The 631-nt window shown below is 44.2% G+C and carries 1 pseudogene; it reads left to right on the plus strand.

From position 1 onward, the window contains the following. Positions 1-135 precede the first annotated feature (135 nt). Positions 136-631: pseudogene (locus A3735_RS04095) on the plus strand (beta-ketoacyl-ACP synthase III); the annotation flags it as partial.

Here is a 631-nt window from a genome sequence, read left to right on the forward strand (position 1 = left end):
AAATATTGGTTGTCATTAAAGCTCGTAAAACGTAATCTGTGCAGCTATTTTCTTACTTATCGGCTTGTACTTAGTGCAGGTTTTGAATCTAAACGCGGTACGCTTGTCATGCTTGCCGTTAGCAAAGAGGTGACCATGATAAAGGCTGCTATTTCTGGTACTGGGCTGTTTACACCAAGTGAATCTATTTCAAATGATGAGCTTGTTGCGAGTTTTAACGCCTATGTGCAAAGCTTTAATCGTGAAAATGCTGACAAAATAGCCGCAGGCGAACTCGAAGCGCTACAAGAATCTTCTTCCGCTTTTATCGAAAAAGCTTCTGGAATTAAAAGCCGATACGTAATGAATAAGGCTGGCATTCTTGACCCTGAAATAATGCACCCATTGCTACCTGAGCGCTCCAATGACGAGCCTAGTATCTTATGCGAAATGGCCGTTAAAGCAGCCAAAGATGCGCTCAAAAATGCAAACAAAACCGTCGCTGATATCGATGCCGTCATCGTCGCTTGCTCGAATCTACAGCGCGCTTATCCAGCTGTCTCAATTGAGGTTCAAAGCCAACTTGGTGTAGAAGGCTTCGCATATGATATGAATGTGGCGTGCTCATCGGCCACATTTGGCCTTCAGGCTG

It is taken from the genome of Oleiphilus sp. HI0061, from assembly GCF_001635675.1.